This is a genomic window from Leifsonia sp. GW821-FHT13C05, assembly GCF_058806515.1.
The window spans coordinates 174,053-194,441 of record NZ_JBXAPT010000001.1; the positions used below are offsets into that span (position 1 = coordinate 174,053).

The 20,389-nt window shown below is 68.5% G+C and carries 18 protein-coding genes; 13 read left to right on the forward strand and 5 right to left on the reverse strand.

Annotated features, from left to right (window positions below; translation table 11 throughout):
- Positions 1 to 17 precede the first annotated feature (17 nt).
- The 4 genes from AC1ROC_RS00830 to AC1ROC_RS00845 all read left to right on the forward strand — a co-directional run bounded on the left by AC1ROC_RS00830 (position 18) and on the right by AC1ROC_RS00845 (position 2,535).
- Positions 18 to 632, forward strand: coding sequence for a CDP-alcohol phosphatidyltransferase family protein (locus AC1ROC_RS00830; RefSeq protein ID WP_256921843.1), 615 nt, complete (start codon positions 18 to 20; stop codon positions 630 to 632).
- A 67-nt stretch (positions 633 to 699) separates the two neighbouring features.
- Complete coding sequence (locus tag AC1ROC_RS00835; RefSeq protein ID WP_085368106.1) at positions 700 to 1,149, forward strand: FHA domain-containing protein; 450 nt, start codon at positions 700 to 702, stop codon at positions 1,147 to 1,149.
- Positions 1,149 to 1,847 carry a transcriptional regulator FtsR gene (gene ftsR / locus AC1ROC_RS00840; protein WP_168689654.1) on the forward strand — a complete coding sequence of 233 codons (699 nt, stop codon included), beginning with the start codon at positions 1,149 to 1,151 and terminating at the stop codon, positions 1,845 to 1,847. Before AC1ROC_RS00835 ends, ftsR begins: the two co-directional genes overlap by 1 nt.
- A 142-nt stretch (positions 1,848 to 1,989) precedes the next feature.
- A complete protein-coding gene (locus tag AC1ROC_RS00845; protein WP_085368013.1) occupies positions 1,990 to 2,535 on the forward strand; it encodes a MerR family transcriptional regulator in 546 nt (181 codons plus the stop codon).
- Between the two features lie 80 nt (positions 2,536 to 2,615).
- On the opposite strand, the gene AC1ROC_RS00850 is transcribed toward AC1ROC_RS00845, so the two are convergent.
- Positions 2,616 to 3,422 (reverse strand): ParA family protein, encoded by an 807-nt coding sequence (locus AC1ROC_RS00850; RefSeq protein ID WP_085368010.1) that lies wholly within the window; start codon positions 3,420 to 3,422, stop codon positions 2,616 to 2,618.
- Positions 3,423 to 3,502: 80 nt separating this feature from the next.
- Between AC1ROC_RS00850 and AC1ROC_RS00855 the strand changes: the two genes are divergently transcribed.
- The 4 genes from AC1ROC_RS00855 to AC1ROC_RS00870 all read left to right on the forward strand — a co-directional run bounded on the left by AC1ROC_RS00855 (position 3,503) and on the right by AC1ROC_RS00870 (position 9,775).
- Positions 3,503 to 6,907: a pyruvate carboxylase gene (locus AC1ROC_RS00855; RefSeq protein ID WP_168689653.1), complete on the forward strand. Its 3,405-nt coding sequence runs from the start codon at positions 3,503 to 3,505 to the stop codon at positions 6,905 to 6,907.
- 140 nt (positions 6,908 to 7,047) lie between these two features.
- Positions 7,048 to 8,364, forward strand: coding sequence for a MinD/ParA family ATP-binding protein (locus AC1ROC_RS00860; protein WP_492997501.1), 1,317 nt, complete (start codon positions 7,048 to 7,050; stop codon positions 8,362 to 8,364).
- Between the two features lie 35 nt (positions 8,365 to 8,399).
- Positions 8,400 to 8,891 (forward strand): peptide deformylase, encoded by a 492-nt coding sequence (def, locus tag AC1ROC_RS00865; protein ID WP_492997502.1) that lies wholly within the window; start codon positions 8,400 to 8,402, stop codon positions 8,889 to 8,891.
- Positions 8,892 to 8,929: 38 nt separating this feature from the next.
- Positions 8,930 to 9,775 (forward strand): NAD-dependent epimerase/dehydratase family protein, encoded by an 846-nt coding sequence (locus AC1ROC_RS00870; RefSeq protein ID WP_085368002.1) that lies wholly within the window; start codon positions 8,930 to 8,932, stop codon positions 9,773 to 9,775.
- A 12-nt stretch (positions 9,776 to 9,787) separates the two neighbouring features.
- Here AC1ROC_RS00870 and AC1ROC_RS00875 read toward each other — a convergent pair whose 3' ends face one another.
- Entirely contained in the window at positions 9,788 to 11,617 is a 1,830-nt protein-coding gene (locus tag AC1ROC_RS00875) for an AMP-dependent synthetase/ligase (protein WP_085368000.1), read from the reverse strand.
- 146 nt (positions 11,618 to 11,763) lie between these two features.
- On the opposite strand from AC1ROC_RS00875, the gene AC1ROC_RS00880 reads away from it, so the two are divergent.
- The 3 genes from AC1ROC_RS00880 to AC1ROC_RS00890 all read left to right on the forward strand — a co-directional run bounded on the left by AC1ROC_RS00880 (position 11,764) and on the right by AC1ROC_RS00890 (position 14,870).
- Positions 11,764 to 12,714, forward strand: a complete 951-nt coding sequence (locus tag AC1ROC_RS00880) for an ROK family glucokinase (RefSeq protein WP_085367999.1) — start codon at positions 11,764 to 11,766, stop codon at positions 12,712 to 12,714.
- Positions 12,715 to 12,723: 9 nt separating this feature from the next.
- Positions 12,724 to 13,413, forward strand: a complete 690-nt coding sequence (locus tag AC1ROC_RS00885; protein ID WP_085367997.1) for a lysophospholipid acyltransferase family protein — start codon at positions 12,724 to 12,726, stop codon at positions 13,411 to 13,413.
- Between the two features lie 128 nt (positions 13,414 to 13,541).
- Positions 13,542 to 14,870 carry a class II 3-deoxy-7-phosphoheptulonate synthase gene (locus AC1ROC_RS00890; RefSeq protein ID WP_143465573.1) on the forward strand — a complete coding sequence of 443 codons (1,329 nt, stop codon included), beginning with the start codon at positions 13,542 to 13,544 and terminating at the stop codon, positions 14,868 to 14,870.
- A gap of 85 nt (positions 14,871 to 14,955) precedes the next feature.
- Here the strand turns inward: AC1ROC_RS00890 and pknB are convergent, their stop codons facing one another.
- Positions 14,956 to 16,872: a Stk1 family PASTA domain-containing Ser/Thr kinase gene (pknB, locus tag AC1ROC_RS00895; RefSeq protein WP_492997509.1), complete on the reverse strand. Its 1,917-nt coding sequence runs from the start codon at positions 16,870 to 16,872 to the stop codon at positions 14,956 to 14,958.
- Between the two features lie 91 nt (positions 16,873 to 16,963).
- A complete protein-coding gene (locus tag AC1ROC_RS00900; RefSeq protein WP_492998893.1) occupies positions 16,964 to 18,013 on the reverse strand; it encodes a LysM peptidoglycan-binding domain-containing protein in 1,050 nt (349 codons plus the stop codon).
- Between the two features lie 238 nt (positions 18,014 to 18,251).
- Here AC1ROC_RS00900 and AC1ROC_RS00905 point away from each other — a divergent pair, with 238 nt between their 5' ends.
- A complete protein-coding gene (locus AC1ROC_RS00905; RefSeq protein WP_085367990.1) occupies positions 18,252 to 18,593 on the forward strand; it encodes an Rv2175c family DNA-binding protein in 342 nt (113 codons plus the stop codon).
- Between the two features lie 19 nt (positions 18,594 to 18,612).
- Here the strand turns inward: AC1ROC_RS00905 and AC1ROC_RS00910 are convergent, their stop codons facing one another.
- Positions 18,613 to 19,731, reverse strand: coding sequence for a polyprenyl synthetase family protein (locus tag AC1ROC_RS00910; protein WP_492997511.1), 1,119 nt, complete (start codon positions 19,729 to 19,731; stop codon positions 18,613 to 18,615).
- Between the two features lie 76 nt (positions 19,732 to 19,807).
- Here AC1ROC_RS00910 and AC1ROC_RS00915 point away from each other — a divergent pair, with 76 nt between their 5' ends.
- Entirely contained in the window at positions 19,808 to 20,197 is a 390-nt protein-coding gene (locus tag AC1ROC_RS00915) for an SCO2097 family morphological protein (RefSeq protein ID WP_492997514.1), read from the forward strand.
- Positions 20,198 to 20,389 lie beyond the last annotated feature (192 nt).

Below are 20,389 nucleotides of genomic sequence, written 5' to 3' on the forward strand. Positions count from 1 at the left end.
CACTAGACTCGTATCCCGTGGATGGTGTCGGTGCGCGCGAGGTCAGTTCGCGGGTCCTGACGATCCCGAACATCCTGAGTTTCTTCCGGCTCGCCCTGGTGCCGGTGTTCCTGGCGTTCGTGATCGACGGTCAGGATGCGTTCGCGCTGCTCGTTCTCGTGGTGTCGAGCATCACCGACTTCCTCGACGGTTTCCTCGCCAGACGGCTCAACCAGGTGTCGAGGCTCGGTCAGCTGCTCGACCCGGCCGCCGACCGCCTGTACATCTTCGCAGCCTTGATCGGGCTGGCCTGGCGGGACGTCATCCCGTGGTGGCTGGTGACGATCATCGTGGCGCGGGATGTGATGCTCGCGGTGCTCGGGGTCATCCTCGCGAACCACGGCTTCGGCCCGCTTCCCGTGCATCACCTGGGGAAAGTGGCCACATTCTGCCTGTTCTGGGCGCTCCCGCTTCTCATGCTCGGAGAGGCATTCGATGCTCTCGCGCCCTTCTCCCTGCCGCTCGGCTGGGCGTTCGCGCTGTGGGGGGCCTTCCTCTACTGGTGGGCCGGTTTTGTGTATATCGGAGAAACAGCCCGCGTAATCCGCCTTCCGGCGGACGACGGGGCCGGACGATCCGATACGCTGGAATAAGAGGAGGTTGACGGTGCCTGACGAGACTTACCCGAATGGGCCGGCGGATGACGCCGAGAACAACCCCCTGCGTAATTCAGCCGCGGGGAACGAAGACACGACCGCACGCTTCGGCGAGGAGTTCGTGTCGAAGATGTACCCGATGGATGGGGAGATCTCACCGGAGGAGCAGGAGGCCATCGCGGCCCTGCCGTCCGGTTCGGCTCTGCTGATCGTCCGCCGCGGTCCGAACACCGGCGCGCGCTTCCTGCTCGACGCCGATGTGACGAGCGCAGGGCGACACCCCAACGCCGACATCTTCCTGGACGACGTGACCGTCTCCCGCCGCCACGCGGAGTTCACGCGTCGCGGCACGGCGTTCGAGGTCCGTGACCTCGGGTCGCTGAACGGCACGTACTACGACGGGGTCCGCATCGAGAGCGCTCTGCTCTCCGACTCCGCCGAAGTGCAGATCGGCAAGTTCCGCCTCACGTTCTACGCCTCGCGCCTCGACCTCGCAGCGTCGGCCCCGAACTAGTGGCACGGCAAGCAGCGAGCGCACGGGCTGGCTCGCCTGCGCTGCTCAGTATCGGCCAGGTGCTCGCGCGTCTGACGCCCGAGTTCCCCGACCTGTCGTCGTCGAAGCTGCGCTTCCTCGAGGAGCGCGGGCTGGTGTCCCCGGCGCGCACAGCATCCGGGTACCGCAAGTTCTCGCCGGACGACGTCGAGCGACTGCGCATCGTGCTCGGGATGCAGCGCGACCACTACCTGCCGCTGAAGGTCATCAAGGCGTACCTGGCCGACCTGGATGCAGGCCTCAACCCGCCGATGCCGGGCGCAGCCCCCAGTGCTGGGCCGTCGATGCTGCCGACCGGCAGGCGGTTCAAGCGCGGCGAGCTGCTGCGCGAGGCGCAGGCCACCCAGGAGCTCCTGCAGGACGCGATCACCGCCTCCGTCATCGCTCCCGCCGAGGTCTACGGCGAGGAGACGCTGGCCGTGCTCCGCGCGCTCGTCGAGCTGCAGCGGCACGGCATCGAACCCCGCCACCTGCGCGGCTTCCGGGCCGCAGCGCAGCGCGAACTCGGGCTCATCGAGACGGCCCTCGTGCCGATCGCCCGGCGCAACGACGTGTCGAGCAGGGCGCAGACCGCCGAGCTCGCCCGCGAGATCGCCGGACAGCTGGATGTGGTGCGCGGCAGCATCATCCGGTCGGCTCTGTCGCGCATCCAGCCGTGACCGCGCGACCCCCACTGACGGATCGGCTCGACACGCCGATAGTCAAACTGCGAATGTCGTTGCCCGCGACCCTGAGCATGGGTACCGTGGATGATGCGCCTGTCGAACATGCGCATCCCAAGATCGGGCGAGAGGCGAACCCATGAGTGAACTGAGTCGTGACAACGACGCGGCCCGGTACGATCTGGGGTTGCTGTTCACCGACGGCCTCCCCGAGATGGACGACGCGAACGGGTACCGAGGAGCCGTCGCCGCCCGCGCGGCTGGCATCTCGTACCGCCAGCTCGACTACTGGGCGCGCACCGGACTCGTCGAACCGACGGTCCGCGGTGCCGCGGGCTCCGGCTCGCAGCGCCTCTACGGCTTCCGCGACATCCTGGTTCTGAAGCTCGTCAAGCGCCTCCTCGACACCGGCATCTCGCTGCAGCAGATCCGCACCGCGGTCAACCAGCTGCGCGAATCCGGGGTCAACGACCTCGCCCAGACCACGCTGATGAGCGACGGCGCGAGCGTCTACCTCTGCACTTCCAACGACGAGGTCATCGACCTCGTCAGCCGCGGCCAGGGCGTCTTCGGCATCGCCGTCGGCAAGGTCCTCCGCGAGGTCGAGTCGAGCCTCGTCGAGCTCGACACCCAGACCGACTCCATGGACGAGCTCGCCGCTCGTCGCGCCTCCAAGGCCTCCTGAGCCCGAATCCTCAGCACCCTCCGCACGCGCGGAGGGTCAGCCGACTCCTCAGGCGAGTGTCCGGCTTCCGGCAGGGCTAGCTAGGGCGCGACCGCGTACTCGCCGATGCGGGCCGTGCGCAGCACGCGCTCCAGCAGCATGTCGAAGTTGTGCGCCATCTCCTGCGCGCTCTCGCCCGGCCAGACGTGCAGCGGCTTCGCCGCGCCCTGCGCCTGCTGCAGCGACGTGCGCTCCGGCAGCTGAGGGGAGAGCACGAGCGGGCCGAACATGTCGCGCAGCTCCTTGATGCGGAACTGGTGCTCCAGCGACTGGACGCGGGCACGGTTCACGATGATGCCGAGCGGCTGCAGGCGGGGGGAGAGGCCGCGGCGGATCTCCTCGATCGCACGCAGCGCACGGTCGGCGGCGGCGACGGAGAACAGGCCGGGCTCCGTGACGACGGCGACGCGGTCGCTGGCCGCCCACGCCGTGCGGGTGAGCGCATTCAGCGACGGGGCGCAGTCGATCAGCACGAGCTCGTAGTCGTGCTCGACGTTCGCCAGCGCCTCCTCCAGCTTCCAGATGTCCCGGATGCTCGGGTGCGGGCCGTCGAAGTTGATCGCGGACGGGCTGCCGATCATGACATCGATCTTGCCGCTGCGGCCCTTCGTCCAGCCGGAGGGGGCGATCGCCGCACGGACGATCTTCTCCTTCGGGGATGCCAGGACATCGGCGACATTGAGGTGGCCTGCCACCTGGATGTCCATGCCCGTGGACACGTCCGATTGCGGGTCGAGATCGACCACGAGCGTTCGGAGCCCCTTGGCGAACGCCGCGGAGGCCAGTCCAAGCGTCACTGTGGTCTTTCCGACACCGCCCTTGAGGGAACTAACGCTGAGTACGTGCACAAGAAGCCACGTTACCTTCACTAGTCTTAGAGAACCTAACCGTTTGCTGTGTGGCGTAGCCCCCTGCTCGAAAGGTCCCCATGTTCCGTAAGATCCTCGTTGCCAACCGCGGTGAAATCGCCATCAGGGCCTTCAGGGCCGCTTACGAGCTCGGCGCTCAAACTGTGGCGGTGTTCCCGTATGAGGACCGCAATTCCATGCACCGCCTCAAGGCGGACGAGGCGTACCAGATCGGCGAGCCGGGCCACCCGGTGCGTGCGTACCTCGATGTGCAGGAGATCATCCGCGTCGCGAAGGAGTCCGGCGCGGATGCGATCTACCCCGGATACGGCTTCCTCTCCGAGAACCCCGAGCTGGCGGAGGCCGCCCGCGAGGCCGGCATCACGTTCATCGGCCCGCCGCCGCGCGTGCTCGAAATGGCCGGAAACAAGGTCACGGCCAAGGAGCACGCCATCGCTGCCGGCGTCCCCGTGCTCAAGTCGACGCCCCCGTCGAAGGACATCGACCTCCTGATCTCCCAGGCGGACGAGATCGGCTTCCCGATCTTCGCCAAGGCGGTCGCAGGCGGCGGCGGACGAGGGATGCGCCGCGTCAACACCAAGGACGACCTCCGCGGAGCCCTCGAAGAGGCGATGCGCGAGGCGGACAGCGCGTTCGGCGACCCGACCATGTTCCTGGAGCAGGCCGTGCTGCGCCCGCGCCACATCGAGGTGCAGATCCTCGCCGACTCGCACGGTGCGACCATGCACCTGTTCGAGCGCGACTGCTCCGTGCAGCGCCGTCACCAGAAGGTGATCGAGATCGCTCCGGCGCCGAACCTCGACGACGCCACCCGCCAGGCGCTCTACGCCGACGCGATCGCGTTCGCGAAGTCGATCGGCTACGAGAACGCCGGAACCGTCGAGTTCCTGCTCGACACCGCAGGCGAGCGCGCAGGCGAGCACGTCTTCATCGAGATGAACCCGCGCATCCAGGTGGAGCACACGGTCACCGAGGAGATCACCGACGTCGACCTCGTCCAGTCGCAGATGCGCATCGCGGCGGGGGAGTCGCTGGCCGACCTCGGCCTCAGCCAGGAGACGGTGCACATCCGCGGCGCCGCCCTGCAGTGCCGCATCACCACGGAAGACCCGACCGCGGGCTTCCGTCCGGACACCGGCAAGATCACCACGTACCGCTCGCCGGGTGGCGGCGGCGTCCGGCTCGACGGCGGAACCATCAACCCGGGCGCCCAGATCAGCCCGCACTTCGACTCGATGCTCGCCAAGATGACCTGCCGCGGCCGCGACTTCGCCGCTGCGGTCAGCCGCGCGCGCCGCGGTCTGGCCGAGTTCCGCATCCGCGGTGTCGCCACGAACATCCCGTTCCTGCAGGCCGTGCTCGACGACCCGGACTTCATCGCCGGCGACGTCAGCACCTCGTTCATCGAGGAGCGCCCTGAGTTGTTCAAGGGCCGCGCCTCCAAGGACCGCGGCACGAAGGTGCTCAACTGGCTCGCCGACGTCACGGTCAACCAGCCGAACGGCGCCCGCCCGGAGACCCACGCACCGGTCGACAAGCTGCCGAAGATCGACCTGAGCGCTCCTGCACCGTCCGGCTCGCGCCAGAAGCTGCTGGAGCTCGGCCCCGCCGGCTTCGCGCAGGCCCTCCGCAACCAGACGGCCCTCGCCGTCACGGAGACCACGTTCCGGGATGCGCACCAGTCGCTGCTGGCCACGCGCGTCCGCACCCGCGACCTGCTCGCCGTCGCTCCGTACGTGGCACGCATGACGCCGGAGCTCCTGTCCGTCGAGGCCTGGGGCGGGGCGACGTACGACGTCGCGCTCCGCTTCCTCGGCGAGGACCCGTGGGAGCGCCTGGCCGCCCTGCGCGAAGCGCTGCCGAACGTGAACATCCAGATGCTGCTGCGCGGCCGGAACACGGTCGGCTACACGCCGTATCCCACCCAGGTGACGGATGCGTTCGTCCGTGAGGCCGCCGCGACCGGTGTGGACATCTTCCGCATCTTCGACGCCCTCAACGACGTGTCGCAGATGCGTCCGGCGATCGAGTCCGTGCTCGCGACGGGAACCGCCGTCGCCGAAGTGGCCGTCTGCTACACCGGCGACCTGCTCGACCCGAACGAAGATCTCTACACGCTCGACTACTACCTGAAGCTCGCCGAGCAGATCGTGGACTCCGGCGCGCACATCCTCGCGATCAAGGACATGGCGGGCCTGCTGCGTCCCGCTGCGGCCGAGAAGCTCGTCTCCGCGTTCCGCGAGCGCTTCGACCTCCCGGTGCACGTCCACACGCACGACACCCCGGGCGGCCAGCTGGCGACCCTGCTCGCGGCCAGCCGCGCAGGTGCGGACGCCGTGGACGTCGCGAGCGCGCCGATGGCGGGCACCACCAGCCAGCCGAGCGCGTCCGCCCTCGTCGCGGCCCTCGCACACACCGAGCGCGACACGGGCATCTCGCTCGCCTCGGTGAACGCGCTGGAGCCGTACTGGGAGGCCGTGCGCCAGGTCTACCGTCCGTTCGAGTCCGGCCTGCCGGGCCCGACAGGCCGGGTGTACAAGCACGAGATCCCCGGTGGCCAGCTCTCCAACCTGCGTCAGCAGGCCAAGGCGCTCGGCCTCGCAGAGGACTTCGAGCTGGTCGAGGACATGTATGCGGCTGCGAACCAGATCCTGGGCCGCATCCCGAAGGTGACGCCGTCGTCGAAGGTCGTCGGCGACCTCGCGCTGCACCTCGCCGCCGTGCACGCCGACCCGGCCGACTTCGCCGAGAACCCGCAGAACTACGACATCCCGGACTCGGTGGTCGGCTTCATGGCCGGCGAGCTGGGCGAGCTGCCCGGCGGCTGGCCGGAGCCGTTCCGCACCAAGGTGCTCGCGGGCAAGACCGTCAAGGTCGGCGTCGAAGACCTCTCGGCCGCCGACGCGAAGGCGCTGGAAGGCTCCAGCGAGGAGCGTCGTTCGACGCTCAACCGCCTGCTCTTCCCGGCTCCCACGCGCATCTACGAGCAGATGCGGGAGCTCTTCGGAGACCTGTCCGTCGTCGACTCGCTCGACTACCTCTACGGTCTCAAGCAGGGCACGGAGCACGTCATCGAGATCGACAAGGGCGTTCGCCTCTACATCGGCCTGGAAGCCATCGGCGAGGCGGACGAGAAGGGGATGCGCACGGTCATGACCACGCTCAACGGCCAGCTCCGGCCGGTGTTCGTGCGCGACCGCGGCATCGTCGTCGAGTCCAAGGCCGCCGAGAAGGCCGACAGCGCCAAGCCCGGCCAGGTGGCCGCCCCGTTCTCCGGAGTGGTGACCCTGCAGGTCGCGGTCGGTGACACGGTGGCAGCAGGGCAGGCCGTCGCCTCCATCGAGGCGATGAAGATGGAGGCGGCCATCACTGCCCCCATCGCCGGCACCATCGAGCGCCTCGCCATCCCGAAGACCCAGCAGGTGGATGCGGGCGACCTCCTGGTCGTCGTCGCCCCCGCCTGATCCCCCCCCTCACAATCGAGTCCGGACTTATTCACGCTTCACCCGGCGTGTCGCGTGAACAAGTCCGGACTCGATTGCTGTGCGCGGCGGCCAGCTAAACTGGTGGGCGCCGCGTGCAGCGGCAGAAAGAGACGTGATCCGTGCCAGACAACCTCAAGCCCGAGCGCCCCGAACCGGGGCCGCTCGTGTCGCCTGACGACGATCTGACCATCTCGGTTCCGGAGAATCTCAGCATCGCCGTCGACCTTCCGCCTGCCCCGGCGCCCGAGGTGCCGGAGGACGAGGCCGCCGTCGCGATCGACGAGGTCCCGGTCGACCCCGGTTTCGTCGCGTCGCCCGCCGAGCCGACCACCATGTCGGTCGCCATCGTCGCCTCCCGGCACGCCACCGGTCCCACCGGCACCATCGCAGCGGACTCGGTCCAGGACGCGCAGCGCGACGTGCCGGATCTGCCGTCGTCCGACCCGTTCTCGCAGTCCCGCCGCGGGCGCCTGCGCGGCGAGCACTCGCAGCAGCCGGAGCCGGCCGCCATGCTCACCGCCGACCGCCTGCTGGAGGTCAACCGCAACACCCGCCCCGGCCCGGAGGGCGGCTGGCAGCGCTTCGTCTACAACGTCACCTTCCGGATGGTCAACCTCGGCGACTCCGCCAAGGCGCGCGCCCGCAAGGAGCTCGACCACCGCATCCAGAAGCAGTTCGAGGGCGGAACGCGCTTCGTCCCCGTGCTCACCCGCAAGGGCGGCGTCGGCAAGACCACCGTCACCACCCTGCTCGGGATGGCGCTGGCCGATGCCCGCGAAGACCGCATCGTCGCGATCGACGCGAACCCCGACCGCGGCACCCTGTCGGAGCGCGTCCCCAAGCAGACCCGTGCAACGGTGCGGGATGTGGTGCACAAGGCCGCGAGCATCGGCGGCTTCACCGACTTCTCCGCCCTCGTCTCCCGCGATGAGACCAGGCTCGACATCCTCGCCTCCGACACCGACCCTCTGCTCTCCGAGGCGTTCGACGAGAACGACTACAACGTGGTCGCCGACCTGTCCGCCCGGTTCTACTCGATCGTGCTCACCGACTGCGGAACCGGCATCGTCCACTCGGTGATGCGGGCCACCCTGCAGCGCGCAGACTCCGTGGTGATCGTCTCCGGCGGCAGCGTCGACGAGGCGCGTCTCGCGTCCGAGACGCTAACCTGGCTGGAGGCGAACGGCTACGGCGACCTCGTCAGGAACGCCGTCGTGGCGCTCAACACAGCCACCCAGGGAACCAACCTGGTGAAGCTCGAGGAGATCGAGTCGCACTTCCTGTCGCGCGTCCGCGACGTCGTGCGCATCCCGTACGACGCGCAGCTGGCCGCGGGCTCCGTCGTGTCGTACAAAGACCTGAAGCCCCTGACCAAGCAGTCGGCGCGCACGCTCGCCGCCCTGGTGGTCGAGGGCCTGCCCACCACCCGCGCCTGAGCCGCGCATCCCGTGCCCCTGCCAAGGAGACAGTTGTGACCGAACGTCAGATCCGCCTGTTCGGCGACCCCGTCCTGAAGACCGTGTCCGAGCCCATCGGAGACATCGACGACGGCGTGCGCGGCCTGGTGGAAGACCTGGTGGACAGTGTGCTGCCGCCCGGGCGAGCGGGCGTCGCCGCCCCGCAGATCGGCGTGAACCTGCGCGCGTTCAGCTACAACGTCGACGGCGAGATCGGCTACGTCATCAATCCGGTGCTCGTCGAGGTGTCCGGAGAGCCGGAGCTGGTGGACGAGGGCTGCCTGTCCGTCCCTGGCCTCTGGTTCAAGACCACCCGCTACCCGTCGGCGACAGTGCGCGGCATCGACCTCGACGGCAACGAGATCGAGGTGTCGGGCACCGGCGTCATGGCGCAGGCGCTGCAGCACGAGACCGACCACCTCGACGGAAAGCTCTACCTCGACCGGCTGGACAAGGACAGCAGGCGCGAGGCGATGAAGCAGGTCCGCGAGTCGGACTGGTTCTGATCGGCCGCCTGGGTCCGTCTGACGCCTAGACTGGCGATATGCGTATCGCGGTCACCGGTGGATCAGGAAAACTCGGGCGCACGGTCGTCCGCGAGCTGAGGGCGGCGGGCAACACCGTCGTCAATCTGGATGCGACGGGGGAGCGTGGTCCCGGCTTCGTCCGTGTCGACCTCACCGACTACGGCCAGACCATCGACGCGATCCTCGGTGTCAACGACGTGCACGACGGCTTCGACGCGATCGTGCACCTCGCCGCGATCCCCGCACCGGGCATCCTGAGCGACGTCGCGACCTTCCACAACAACATCCGGGTCACGTACAACGTGTTCCAGGCGGCGCGCAGGGCGGGCATCCGGAACATCGTGTACGCGTCGAGCGAGACCGTGCTCGGCCTGCCGTTCGACGTGCCGCCGCCGTACATCCCGGTGGACGAGGACTACCCGGCCCGTCCGGAGAGCACGTACTCGCTCGTCAAGCACCTCGAGGAGCAGCTGGCCATCGAGCTGGTGCGCTGGGATCCAGCGCTCAAGATCGTGGCGCTGCGGTTCTCGAACGTGATGAACCCGGAGGACTACGCGGCGTTCCCCGGCTTCGATGCGGACGCGCAGGCGCGCAAGTGGAACCTGTGGGGCTACATCGACGCCAGAGACGGCGCGCAGGCGATCCTGCGGGCGCTGGAATGGGACACCACCGGGTTCGACCGCTTCATCATCGCCGCGGCCGACACCGTGATGACCCGCCCGAACGCCGAGCTCGTCGCCGAGGTGTTCCCCGGCGTGCCCCTGAAGGGCGAACTGGGGGTCAACGACTCGCTGCTGTCGATCGCCAAGGCCCGCAGGGTGCTCGGCTATGAGCCGGAGCACACCTGGCGGGACGAGGTCTGACCTGCCGCTGCGCTAGTGCGCCAGTGAGATGCCCTGCGTCGCCGGGGCTCCGCTGTAGATCCCGTCGATCACGTCGGCGAAGTCGGCCAGGATCACGTTGCGCTTGATGCTGAGCTTCGGCGTGAGGTGTCCGCTCGCCTCGGTGAGGTCCGTCGACAGGATCACGAACTTCCGGATGGACTCCGCGCGGGAGACCTTGCCGTTCGCCGCCTCGATGGCCCGCTCGATCTCGGCGTAGACGGCCGGGTTGACCGACGCTTCCGCGAGCGTCATGTCTTTGTCCTCGCCGTTGTTGGCGAGCCAGGTGGGCAGCATCTCGGTGTCGAGCGTGACCAGCGCTGCGATGAACGGCTTCTGGTCGCCGACGACGATCACCTGGCTGACCAGCGGGTTCGCCCGCACCGGGTCCTCCAGTGCAGCGGGGGAGACGTTCTTGCCGCCCGCGGTGACGATGATCTCCTTCTTGCGGCCGGTGATCGTGAGGAAGCCGTCGTCGTCGAACGAGCCGAGGTCACCCGTGCGGAACCAGCCGTCGTCGAACGCCGCCTCTGTCGCTTCCGGGTTCTTCCAGTACTCCTTGAAGACATTGATGCCCTTGACCTCGATCTCGTCGTCGTCCGCGAGACGCAGGGAGACGCCGGGCAGGGCGGGGCCGACCGTGCCGATCCGGAACGTGTCCGGCCGGTTCACCGTGGCGGGCGCCGTGGTCTCGGTGAGGCCGTAGCCCTCCAGGATCTTGATGTCGAGGCTGTGGAAGAAGTGGCCGAGGTGCGCGCCGAGCGGCGCGGAGCCGGACACGGCGTACTTCACCCGGCCGCCCATCGCAGCGCGGAGCTTGCTGTAGACCAGCCGGTCGAAGATCGCGAAGCGCAGGCGCAGGCCGAACGGCACGGCTCCGGCCTCGACGGCCTGGGAGTGCTCGACGGCCACGGCGGCGGCCTTGCGGAAGATCTTGCCCTTGCCGCCGGACTCCGCCTTCTGCTCGGCCGAGTTGTACACCTTCTCGAACACCCGGGGGACGGCGAGGAGGAATGTCGGCTTGAAGCTCGCGAGCGCGGGAAGCAGCTGCTTGGTGTCCGCCTGGTGGCCGACCTTCACCCCGGCCGTCACGCAGAGCACGGCGATGAAGCGCGCGAAGATGTGCGCGGTCGTGATGAACAGCAGAGTGGATGCGCCACCCGGCTGCATCACGACCTCCTTGAGCGCCTCCGCCGAGTTGCGGGACAGCTCGACGAAGTTGGAGTGCGTGAGGACGCATCCCTTCGGCCTGCCGGTCGAGCCGGAGGTGTAGATCAGCGTCCCGATGTCGTCACCGCGCGCGAGGTTCCTGCGGCGCTCGATCTCGCCGTCCGGGATGGCCGTGCCGGAAGCGGCGAGCTTGTCCAGGTCGCCGAGGTGGATCTGCCACACGTTGCCGATGTCCGGGAGGTCGGCGTGCACCTCGTCGAACCTGGCGAACATCTCCGGCGTCTCCAGGATCACGGCGATGGCGCCGGAGTCGCTCATGTTCCACTGCACCTGGGCGGGGGAGGAGGTCTCGTAGATCGGGACGAGCACGCCGCCGGCGAACCAGACGGCGAAGTCGATCAGCGACCACTCGTAGCGGGTCTTGCACATCAGGCCGATCTTGTCGCCCGGCTGGATCCCCGCCTGCACGAAACCCTTCGACAGGGCGACGACCTGGCGCAGGAACTCCGCCGCCGTGAGGTCTTTCCAGCCGTCGCCGTCCGGGAGGCTGAACAGGGGCGCATCCGGAGTCGCAGCGACACGATCGACCAGAAGGTCGGTGGCGTTCGCCTCTGGGTCTGCTGGAACGATGGCGGGTGAATCGAACTGTTTCACGGTAGCTCCCTCGGTACCGGGGTGGACATCAGGCGGCCAGATGGCTTCCGCCGAACTGGGTAACTACACTCTAGATGGTGCGGATGTGAGTCTTCTGGCGCTCGCCGACTCCCGCGCGTTACCCGCAACTGAACGAAAGGCTGTCTGTGCACGCGATCGGTATCGACATCGGCGGAACGAAGATCGCAGGGGCAGTCGTCGACGAACTGGGCACAATCATCCGGGAGGACAGGGTGCCCACCGACGCAGCACAGCCGCACGAGATCGAGAACGCCGTCGTCGAGATGATCGAGCGGCTCTCCGACGGCCCGGAGGAGATCGCGGGGGCCGGAGTCGCCGCCGCCGGCTTCATCGACGCCGCGCAGTCCACCGTCTATTACGCCCCCAACATCAACTGGCGCAACGAGCCGTTCCGGGAGAAGCTCGAGAAGCGCCTCGACCTGCCGATCCTGATCGAGAACGACGCGAACGCCGCAGGATGGGCCGAGTTCCGCTACGGAGCAGGACGCCTGGTCAGCGACATGGTGATCCTCACGATCGGCACCGGCGTCGGCGGCGCGATCGTCAGCGGCGACCGGCTGTTCCGCGGCGGCTTCGGCGCCGGGGCGGAGGTCGGCCACATGCGCGTCGTCCCCGGCGGCCTGCCGTGCGGCTGCGGCGCCCACGGTTGCATCGAGCAGTACGGCTCCGGCCGCGCCCTGCAGCGCATGGCGAACGAGCTCGCTGACGCGGGCGGCATCGGGCAGACCCTCGCAGACGTGCGCTCCAGGAAGGGCTCGCTCAGCGGCACGGACATCAGCGAGCTGATCATGGCGGGCGACCCCGGCGCGCTTGCGGCGCTCCGGCAGCTCGGCGACTGGCTCGGCCAGGCCTGCGCGAGCCTCGGCGCCGTGCTCGACCCCCAGCTGTTCGTGTTCGGCGGCGGCGTGGCCCAGGCGGGGGAGCTGCTGCTCGAGCCGATCAGGCTCGCCTACCTGGAGAACCTCCCAGCGCGCGGCTTCCACCCGGAGCCGGAGTTCCGCATCGCCGAGCTCGTGAACGACGCCGGAGTGGTCGGCGCCGCCGACCTCGCACGGTTGCACGCGACCGCACGTTAGGCTGAGCCGGTGTTCTACTGGCTGATGAAGCACCTGATCGCGGGCCCCCTGCTGAAGGGGATCTTCCGCCCGTGGGTCGTCGGGCTCGAGAACGTGCCGGCCAACGGCGCCGTCATCCTGGCCAGCAACCACCTGTCGTTCATCGACTCGATCTTCCTGCCGCTCGTCGTCGACCGGCACGTCTCCTTCCTCGCCAAGAGCGACTACTTCACCAGGAAGGGCTTCAAAGGCTGGGCGACCAAGTCGTTCATGACCGCGACCGGCCAGATCCCGATCGACCGCTCCGGCGGGAAGGCGTCGGAGGACTCGCTCAACACCGGCCTCGCCGTGCTCTCGCGCGGCGAGATCCTCGGCATCTATCCGGAGGGAACGCGCAGCCCGGACGGCAAGCTCTACCGCGGCCGCACCGGCGTGGCCAGGATGATCCTGGAGGGCGAGGTGCCCGTCGTCCCCGTCGCGATGGTCGACACCGAGAAGATCATGCCGATCGGAACGCGCCTGCCGAAGATCGGCCGCATCGGCATCATCATCGGCGAACCGATCGACTTCTCCCGGTTCGAAGGGATGGAGGGCGACCGGTTCATCCTGCGCTCGGTTACCGACGAGATCATGTACCGGCTGCACGCGCTGAGCGAGCAGGAGTACGTGGATGTCTACGCCAGTAGCGTGAAGGAAAAGCGCGCAGCGCTTTCACGGTAGGCTCAAGTACCCGGCGCCGCCCGTGCGCCGAAACCACCCATCGGCATGCCGATTTCGAGGCACGCCCTGAACTGAGCGGAAGACCAGTGCTAGACACCTCCGATCCCGTCGTTTTGGCTGACGAGTCTGTGATCGAGGGCCTGGACTATTGGCGCACGCTCGAGATCAAGCAGCAGCCGACCTGGCCAGACCCAGATGCGGCGGCAGCGGCCTCCGCGGAGATCGCCACGCTGCCCCCTCTCGTCTTCGCGGGCGAGGTGGACCAGCTGCGCGAGCGGCTCGGCCGCGCGGCAGACGGCAAGGCGTTCCTGCTGCAGGGCGGTGATTGCGCAGAGACCTTCGCAGGCGCGACGGCCGACCAGATCCGCAACAGGGTCAAGACCGTGCTGCAGATGGCCGTGGTGCTGACCTACGGCGCATCCATGCCTGTCATCAAGATGGGACGCATGGCCGGGCAGTTCGCCAAGCCGCGCTCCAGCGACACGGAGACGCGCGGCGGCGTGACGCTGCCCGCATACCGGGGCGACATCGTCAACGGCTACGACTTCACGCCGGAGTCGCGCCAGGCCGACCCGCGCAGGCTCGTGCAGGGCTACCACACGGCCGCATCTACGCTGAACCTCATCCGGGCGTTCACGCAGGGTGGTTTCGCCGACCTGCGCCAGGTGCACAGCTGGAACAGGGGCTTCGCAGCGAACCCGGCCAACCAGCGCTACGAGGGCCTCGCCAAGGAGATCGACCGCGCGATCAAGTTCATGGAGGCGGCAGGCGCCGACTTCGACGAGCTGAAGCGCGTGGAGTTCTACTCCAGCCACGAGGGCCTGCTCATGGACTACGAGCGTCCGATGACGCGCATCGACTCGCGCACGGGCACCCCGTACAACACGTCGGCGCACTTCATCTGGATCGGGGAGCGCACGCGCGACCTCGATGGAGCGCACGTCGACTTCCTGTCCAGGGTGCGCAACCCGATCGGCGTGAAGCTCGGCCCGTCGACCACCCCGGAGACGATGCTGGAGCTCATCGAGAAGCTCGACCCGAACCGCGAGCCAGGGCGTCTGACGTTCATCACGCGGATGGGTGCCGGCAAGATCCGGGATGCGCTTCCCCCACTGCTCGAAGCGATCAAGGCGTCCGACGCCCGCCCGCTGTGGGTCACCGACCCGATGCACGGCAACGGCCTGACGACTCCGAACGGCTACAAGACGCGTCGCTTCGACGACGTGGTGGACGAGGTCAAGGGCTTCTTCGAGGCGCACCGCGCCGCGGGGACGCACCCGGGCGGCATCCACGTGGAGCTGACCGGCGACGACGTGACCGAGTGCCTCGGCGGCTCGGAGCACATCGACGAGGAGACGTTGGCGACCCGCTACGAGTCGCTCTGCGACCCGCGCCTCAACCACATGCAGTCGCTCGAGCTCGCCTTCCTCGTCGCCGAGGAGCTCGCGGCCCGCTGACCCCGGCTCCCCGCATCATCGAGTCCGAACTTGTTCACGCCGCGCGCGGCGCGTCGCGTGAATAAGTTCGGACTCGATTGCGTGATCAGCCGAAGATGGGCTTGAACGCGACCTTGACGGTCGAGCCCTTCGTGACGTCGGTGCCCGCTGCCGGGTTGGTGCTCGCGACGATGGCGACGCCTGGGAGGATGTCTGCGGTCTTGTCGTAGTCGAGCTGGAAGCCGGCGTCCTGGAGCATCTTCTTGGCGTCGATCCAGGTCTTGCCGGCCACGTCGGGCACCGGCACGGGCTCCGGGCCCTTCGACGTCTCAAGCAGCAGGGTGTCGCCCGGCTTCACCGGGGCGTCGCTCTGCGCCTGGGCCTGGATGACGTCGCCCTCGGGGACCGTGTCGCTGTAGCTCTGCGGGCCGGCATCGACGAGCAGCCCGACGTCTTTCAGGATCGCCGTCGCGTCGGCGACCGACTTGCCGGCCACCGACGGGATGGGGCCGGCCGAGACCACGAGGCTCACCTTCGCGCCCTCGAAGTACTTGCCGCCGCCGGACAGGTCGGCGCCCTCCGCCGTCGAGGCGGCGAGCACCGTGTCCTTCGGCACCTTGGCGTCGAACTGCTGCGCGATCGGGCCGACCTGGGCGCCCGCGCCCGTGATCAGCGTCTTGGCCTTGTCGATCGGCTGGCCGGCGAGGGCGGGAACGTCGATCGGCTTCGGCCCCTGAGAGACCTTGATCGTGACGGTGCTGCCGCGGTTCGCGGACGCGCCGGGCTCAGGATCGGTGTTCGAGACCAGGCCGGTCGCGATCGTCGTGCTGTACTCCTGCCCGAGCGCCGTCTGGAAGCCGAGCGCCTTCAGCTGGGCCGCCGCCGCCTCCGGGGTCTTGCTCGCCACGTTCGGGATCTGCACCATCGAGCCGGGCCCCGAGCCGAAGTACCAGCCTGTGCCGCCCGCGACGCCGGCGAGCAGGATGACCAGCGCGAACAGCCACCATCCCTTGCCCCTCCTGCGCTTCGCCGTTGCCGTGAGCGTGTCGATGCTGCTCGGAGTGGTGGATGCGACCTGCTGCCGGATGGCGGGGTTGATGATCTGGGTGTCGCCGTCGGCGATGCCTGGGCCGAAGGCCGGGGGCATGACCATCGTGGGCTGGAAGGACGCGGTCTCGCCCCTGATCGCCTTCTCCGCCTCGACGAGACGGTCGAGCATCTCCCTGGCGTCCTTCGGACGCTGGTCGGGGTCTTTCGCCGTCGCCCAGAGCACGAGGTCGTCGAGCTCGGGAGGAACCGAGGGGTTCTTGCTGCTCGGCGACGGCACGGCGTCGTTGGCGTGCTGGTACGCGATCTGCATGGGCTGCTCGCCCTTGAATGGCTGTTCGCCGGTGAGCATCTCGAACATCATGATGCCGAGCGCGTAGATGTCGCTGCGCGCGTCGGCCACACCACGGGTGACGAGTTCGGGGGAGAGGTATGCGATGGTGCCGAGCAGCGCCTGCCCGGTGGCCGTGTTGGCGCTCGCGGCGCGGGCGAGCCCGAAGTCGCCGATCTTGATGCGGCCGTCGTCGGCCAGCAGCACGTTCTCCGGCTTGAGGTCGCGGTGCACGATCCCCGCCTTGTGCGCGGCGGCGAGCCCGGAGAGCACGGCCTCCATGATGTCGATGGTCTGCTCGGGGGTGAGCTTGCCGTAGTCCTTGAGGAGGTCGCGCAGCGTGATGCCCGGCAGGTACTCCATCACCAGGTACGCCATGTCGGAGTCCTGGCCCTGGTCGAACACGTTGACGACGTTGGGATGCGCGAGCCTGGCGGCCGAGCGCGCCTCCTGGACGAAGCGGCTCTTGAAGGTGCTGTCGTCGGCGAGGTGGCCGTGCATGACCTTGATGGCGACCCGGCGCTCGAGGCGCAGATCGGTGGCGAGGTACACCGTCGCCATGCCGCCTCTGGCGATCCGCGAGCGCACCTGATAGCGGCCGTCGATAAGACGGCCGATCATGGGATCGGTCTGGCTCGTGGTCACGAGTCGAGTTTAGGGAAAGGGGTCTGCGCGAAGCCTGCAAAACACCGTGAACGGCCGGGCCGTGATCGCGTTGTGACCATCCGGCGCCCGATCAGCCGAGCTGGGCGAGCCAGGCCCGCGCCGACGCCTCCCATTTCGCGTACGCGTCCGGGTACGCGGAGATCTGGACGGCCTGGGCGGCCTGGGTCACGGTCATCGACGTCCAGCCGGGGACGTCGAGCAGACCGCGGGTGCGTCCCGCGTTCGGATTGTGCGGGCCGCCGTAGAAGGCGGTCGCTGCGAAACGCGGGTCGAGGATCTGGTCGGGGGTGCCCCATCCGGTGCTCGGGCGCTGCTGGAACAGGCCGAGCGAGTCGCGGTCTCCGTAGCGCACGTTGCGCATCCCGGACTCCTGGGCGGCGGCGGCGAGGGCGATGACGATGCCCTGGTCGCTCACGCCCTCCTGTCGGCCGACCTGCACGATGACGGCGGCGTTCGCCCGCATCTCGTCGGTCAGTGCGACGACGGCGCCGGTGGCCCGGGCGGGGATGGGGGCGGGAGCGACAGGCGCCGGAGCCGGAGCCGGCGCGGGAGCAGGGGCCACGGCGTGCGGCGTGTTCACCGCGGCGGTCGCCATCCCGGGGATGGTCACGAGCTGACCGGGGAAGATGAGGCTGGAGCTGCTGAGGCCGTTGGCGCTCAGGACGGCGCTGGTCGCCACGCCGAACCGGGCGGCGATGCCGCTGATGGTGTCTCCGGACGCGACCTTGTACTTGCTCGCGGCGGGAACGGGCGACGGAGCGGTGACGGGGGTGGCCACGGCCCCTCCGCTGAGGGCGAGCACCTGGCCGGGGAAGATCAGGCTCTTCCAGCTGAGCCCGTTGAGGGCGAGGATGCTCGCGGTGGAGAGGCCGAAGCGTCCGGCGATACCGGAGACGGTGTCTCCGTTCTGCACGCGGTAGCTCGCGGGAGCGGACGCGACGGCGGTTCGGGCGGTGGATGCGGTCTGGCCGCCGCCGATGGAGCTCACGGTGGAGTTCTCGCCGGTCTTCTGCGGCGCCTTCTCTTTGGCGCGCTCCGCCTCACCGCTCTGCACTTCTGCGTGGGCGGGGGTCACCAGGCCGAGCGTGACGGCCACCGAGCTGGCGATGGCGATGGGCACGGTGCCGAAGAGCGAGCGCGTCGTGCGGCGCTGAGCGCGCGTCGGAGTGTCCGTCGTTGATTCGGCGCTGCTGTCGAGAATCGACATAGAACGTCCACCTCCGTGCTGTGTTGCGAGCCTCCACGCTGACACACAATGAATAAGGAGTCAATTAGTGTGACGGATGTGATTTGAGTTTACATGATCGTAACAATTGGATGCGCTCACGCTCCGCCCCGTCTCGTGGGAGGCTTGAGACGTGACTGAGCAAGCCCCAGCCCGCGAGTGGCTGACCATTCCCGACCTCGTCGACTCCCTCGGACTGGGCGTCAGCCGGGTCCGCCGCCTGATCGACGACCGCCACCTCGCGGCCAAGCGCATCGACGGCGTCCTCAAGGTCCCGTCCGACTTCATCAAAGACGGCCAGCCGCTCGGAGAGCTCCGCGGCACCCTGATCGTCCTCGGCGACGCAGGGTTCGACGACGAAGAGGCCGTCGATTGGCTGATCGAGGAGGAGGAGACCCTCGGGGCCGCTCCCATCGACGCGTTGCGCGCCGGCCGCAAGGCCGAGGTGCGGAGGGTCGCCCAGGCTCTCGCCTGAGTGGTCGCCCTCTGGCGCGTCAGTAGTTCCTGCGGGTGACCGTCACGGCCAGCTCGCGCAGCTGAGCCTTGGCCTGCGCGCCGATCGGTGCGGACTCGAGCGCCTCGATCGCCCTGGCCACGTTGTCGGCGATCAGCTTCTCCACCTTGTCGACGGCTCCGGATGCCCGGATCGTCATCTGCATGGTCTCGATCTGCTGCGCCGTCAGCGACGGGTCGCCGAGCAGTTCGTCGAGGGTGGAGCGCGCTCCGCTCGGGATGGCCTCCCTGGTGAGCGCGATCAGCACCGTGCGCTTGCCCTCGCGGAGGTCGTCGCCGCTCGGCTTTCCGGTGACGGACGCGTCGCCGAACACTCCGAGCAGGTCGTCGCGCAGCTGGTACGCGATCCCGAGCGGGAGGCCGAACGAGCGCAGGGCGTCGAGCTGGCCGAGCGTCGCTCCGGCGAGGCTCGCGCCGATGAGCAGGGGAGCCTCGATGCTGTATTTGGCCGACTTGTAGACGATGACGCGCTCGGCGCGCTCCAGCTGGTCGGTGTCCGGCTGGCTGCTCCAGCCGATCTCCTCGAAGATGTCGAGGTACTGACCGGCCATCACGTCGATGCGCATCCTGTTGAACTCGGCCCGCGCCGCCCTCCTGGCCGACGGGCTGACCACGTCGGTGAGCGATTCGTCGAACAGCTCGTCGCTCAGGATCAGCAGCAGGTCGCCGAGCAGGGTCGCGGCTCCCGTGCCGAAGGCGGCGCCGGAACCCTGCCAGCGGTTCGCAGCGTGCAGCTCCTCGAAGCGGCGGTGGGCGGCCGGTGCGCCGCGGCGGGTGTCCGAGTTGTCGATGATGTCGTCGTGCACGAGCGCTGCGGCGTGGAACACCTCCAGGGCGCTCGCGGCGGAGACCACGGCGTCGAGCGGGCCGCCCGGTGTGATGGGCGCCTCGATGTCATCGTCTCCGGCCGATCGGACCGCCTGCCAGCCCCAGAAACAGAACAGTGCGCGGAAACGCTTGCCGCCGCTGAGAAAATCCCGGGAGTAAGCCGCGATCGGGGAGAGTTCGTCCGCTATGGAGACGAGAATGGATGCGCGTGCATCGAGGAACCCATCGATTCTGGACTGGATGAGGTCGACGAACCGAATGCTTTCTGACACACGCCTAGCCTAGCCATCGCGGCGGGACTAGAATCAGGCTCACAACGCCACGAACCCGGGAAAGAGGGGGAAACGGATGCCGCTTTCGGAACATGAGCAGCGCCTCCTCGAAGAGATGGAGCGCAGCCTCTATCAGAACGACGCAGATTTCGTCGCGAAGGTCGGGGGCACGCGAGCTCGCCCCGCATACCGGTCGATCGTCCTCGGCATCCTGATCGCCGTGCTCGGCATCGGAACCCTGGTCACCGGGGTCTTCGTGCAGCAGCCGCTCGTCGGCATCCTCGGCTTCGTGGTGATGTTCGCCGGCGTCCTGCTGGCCATCGCCCCCGGTAAGCGCATCGCGCCGGATCCGGATGCGGCCACGTCGTCGTCCTCCCGGGGCGCCAAGCAGGGCAAGGCAGCCCAGGCCGGGTTCATGAACAAGCTCAACGACCGCTGGGACAAGCGCCAGGACGGGCAGGGCTAGCCCGCCACCCACCGCGCTCCACCGCACTCCCTTTTCGGGCCGATCTTCGGATCGGCCCTTTTTTTGTGCCCTTTTCACGCCACTGGCGTCCCAAATCCATCCACTTTCCTCCACCGTGAAAATCCTTGATTTTCTGGGGCAGTTTGACCCCACAACGGGGATTTATTCCCGAAATTGCTGATTTTGTGGATG

What these genes read in the sequence shown, in the direction of transcription:
- AC1ROC_RS00870 (WP_085368002.1), top strand. Translation starts at nt 8,930, where the DNA reads ATGCGTATCGCGGTCACCGGTGGATCAGGAAAACTCGGGCGCACGGTC.
- AC1ROC_RS00845 (WP_085368013.1), top strand. Translation starts at nt 1,990, where the DNA reads ATGAGTGAACTGAGTCGTGACAACGACGCGGCCCGGTACGATCTGGGG.
- AC1ROC_RS00855 (WP_168689653.1), top strand. Translation starts at nt 3,503, where the DNA reads ATGTTCCGTAAGATCCTCGTTGCCAACCGCGGTGAAATCGCCATCAGG.
- AC1ROC_RS00915 (WP_492997514.1), top strand. Translation starts at nt 19,808, where the DNA reads ATGCCGCTTTCGGAACATGAGCAGCGCCTCCTCGAAGAGATGGAGCGC.